The following is a 2,854-nucleotide window of genomic DNA, read 5'->3' as shown; positions in this document are numbered from 1 at the left end:
GCTGCTGGAGCGCGCCCGGCACAACGCCGAGGACGAGGTGGAGAGCCTGGAATCGCTCGGGACGTTCCCCGCGACGCGGCCGGCGCGGCGGGAGTCGGCCTACTCGGGCTGGGTGTCGATCTCGGTGGGCTGCAACAACACGTGCACGTTCTGCATCGTGCCGTCGCTGCGCGGCAAGGAACGCGACCGGCGGCCCGGCGAGGTCCTGGCCGAGGTCGAGGCGCTGGTCGCCGAGGGCGTGCTGGAAGTGACCCTGCTGGGGCAGAACGTCAACTCCTACGGCGTCGAGTTCGGCGAGCGGGACGCGTTCTCCAAGCTGCTGCGCGCGTGCGGCGGCATCGACGGGCTGGAGCGGGTCCGGTTCACCTCGCCGCACCCGGCCGCGTTCACCGACGACGTCATCGACGCGATGGCCGAAACCCCGAACGTGTGCCCGCAGCTGCACATGCCGCTGCAGTCCGGTTCGGACCGGATCCTGCGCGAGATGCGCCGGTCCTACCGGTCCAGCCGGTTCCTGTCCATTCTGGACAAGGTGCGGGACCGGATCCCGGACGCGGCCATCACCACCGACATCATCGTCGGGTTCCCCGGCGAGACCGAAGAGGACTTCCAGGCCACCCTGGACGTGGTGCGGCAGGCGCGGTTCTCCAGCGCCTTCACCTTCCAGTACTCCAAGCGCCCCGGCACCCCGGCCGCCGAGCTGCCGGACCAGCTGCCCAAGCAGGTCGTGCAGGAGCGCTACGACCGGCTGGTCGAGCTGGTCAACGAGATCGCCTGGGACGAGAACAAGAAGCTGGTCGGGCGCAAGGTCGAGCTGCTGGTCGCCGAGGGCGAGGGCCGCAAGGACACCGAGACCCGGCGGATGAGCGGGCGCGCCCGCGACGGGCGCCTGGTGCACTTCACGCCCACCGGGTCCGCGATCGACCGGTCCGTGCGGCCGGGTGACATCGTGGAGACCGTGGTCACCTACGGGGCGCCGCACCACCTCGTCGCCGACGGCGACCTGCTGTCGCACCGGCGCACCCGCGCCGGTGACAACGTGGAGGCGGGCCGCCGGCCCAAGACCGACGGGGTGAGCCTCGGGCTGCCCTCGTTCGGCCGCCCGGCGCCCCAGCCGGTGACGACGGGCGGGTGCGGGCTGTGAGTGAGAGCGACTACGACCGGCTGGGCACCGACGTCGACGAGGTCGTGACCAAGGCGTCCCGCACGGTCGAGCTGGGCCGCCGCGGGTTCGTCATCGCGGTGCTGGTGTTCGTGCTGCTGGTGGGCCAGCTGCTGCCGTGGGTCGGCCCGCACGTGGGCTGGCAGGTGCTGCTCGGGCAGAGCGGCGGCATCCCGCAGCTGTTCGCGGTCACGTCCACGGTGATCGGCGTGCTGGCCTCGGCGCTGACGCTGATGACGCGCCGCTGGTGGCTGTCGTGGGTGTGCGCGATGGGCGGCTGGTTCGCCTCCGTCGACGGGCTGCTGGCGATCTGGTCGCAGCAGTCGTCAGTCGCCAACGGCGCCACCGGCCGCGGCCCCGGCATCGGCATGGTGATCGCCCTGGTCGCGACGATCCTGCTGGCCGCCCAGTGGATGCGCACCGCCTGGTCCCGCACCTGAGTACGGTCCCGCACCTGAGTACGGTCCCGCACCTGAGTACGGTCCCGCAGCTGAGTGGAACCGCGGCGCGAGTGACCGGGCGAGGCCGCGGAACAACTGGACGTCCGGGTCGCGGTCCCCGGTGCGGGTGGCGAGCACGCTGTGGTCCCACGGCGCGTCCACGACCGGCACGCAGACCGTCCCGGGCCAGCGGTGAAGCGCGCGAACGAGCTGAGCGCCGAGCCCGCGCCACGTCCCGCGGCCACGCTCATCAGCACCTCCTGCGGCGTGACCGCGTGGTCCGGTCCGGGGCGCGGGGCCTCGCCGCCGCGGGCCTCGGTGAAGTACAGGTAGTCGGTGAAGGGCCGCGGGGTGTGCGGCGGCAGCGCGACGAACGGCAGGTCCAGGACGTCGGCGAGGTGCAGCTCGCGGGCCGCGGCCAGGTCGGAGCGGGCCGGGATGACGACGATGCGGGCCTCGGTGGTGAGGACGTCGACGGTGACGCGCTCGTCGGTGACCGCGGGGCGGACGAAGGCCACGTCGACGCGGTGCTCCAGCAGGGCGCTGGTGTGCTCGGTGAAGGTGAGCGCTTCGAGCTTGAGCTCCACGTGCGGCCGCAGGTGCCGGAACGCGGCGATGACGGCCGGGGTCAGCTCGGCCGAGCCGTGCCCCATGACGCCGACGCGCAGGGTGTCGGCCTGTTCGGTGAGGTCCGCCATGTCGGCGAGGGCGGCGTTGGCGGCGTCGACCAGGCCGCGGGCGTGCCCCAGGAAGCGGTGCCCGGCGGGGGTGAGCCGGACCGGCGACCGTTCGAACAGCGGCACCCCCAGGTCACGCTCGAGCTGCTGGATGTGGGCGGTGACGGCCGGCGGGGAGAGGAAGAGGCGCGCCGCGGCCCGGCCGAAGTGCCCTTCCTCGGCCACCGCCAGAAACGAGGCGAGGCGGCGCAGATCCACGCCTCGACGGTAAGCCCCGGAGAGGGCCCACGCCAAGGTGACCAAGCTCCTGGTGCGGCCGCGTCGCCTCCGCCTGCCGCGCTTAGCGCTTGCCGCGACCGCGTCGCGCTGCGCGCGCCGCGTTGCGTGTGGCGCGCTGCGGGTGCCGTGCCCGCTTTGCGTCTGCCGCGCTGCGCGCGCCCGCCCGCTGCGCTACGGGTGCCGGCGCGCCTCGCGCCCGCTGCGTGTGCCGCGCTGCTTCTTCGCTTCGCGCCCGCCTGCCCGCTTCCCTCTGTCGCGCTGCGCCCGCCCGCCGCGGTGCGTGATCCACCCCATCA

The 2,854-nt window shown here is 73.6% G+C and carries 2 protein-coding genes and 1 pseudogene; 2 read left to right on the top strand and 1 reads right to left on the bottom strand.

All coding sequences use genetic code 11. From position 1 onward, the window contains the following. Nucleotides 1-1,144, top strand: a 1,144-nt coding sequence (locus tag D0D28_RS35295) for a MiaB/RimO family radical SAM methylthiotransferase (RefSeq protein WP_116115537.1), incomplete at its 5' end; no start/stop codon positions are given. Further along, complete coding sequence (locus tag D0D28_RS35290; protein WP_116115535.1) at nt 1,141-1,602, top strand: Rv2732c family membrane protein; 462 nt, start codon at nt 1,141-1,143, stop codon at nt 1,600-1,602. The genes D0D28_RS35295 and D0D28_RS35290, both read left to right, overlap by 4 nt. A gap of 341 nt (nt 1,603-1,943) precedes the next feature. On the opposite strand, the pseudogene D0D28_RS37240 reads toward D0D28_RS35290, so the two are convergent. Next, a pseudogene (locus D0D28_RS37240) lies at nt 1,944-2,504 on the bottom strand (LysR family transcriptional regulator); the annotation flags it as partial. Nucleotides 2,505-2,854: the final 350 nt, after the last annotated feature.

The organism is Amycolatopsis ruanii, from assembly GCF_003385175.1.
Classification (GTDB): domain Bacteria; phylum Actinomycetota; class Actinomycetes; order Mycobacteriales; family Pseudonocardiaceae; genus Amycolatopsis_E; species Amycolatopsis_E thermalba.
This window is presented reverse-complemented; position numbering and strand designations above follow the sequence as displayed.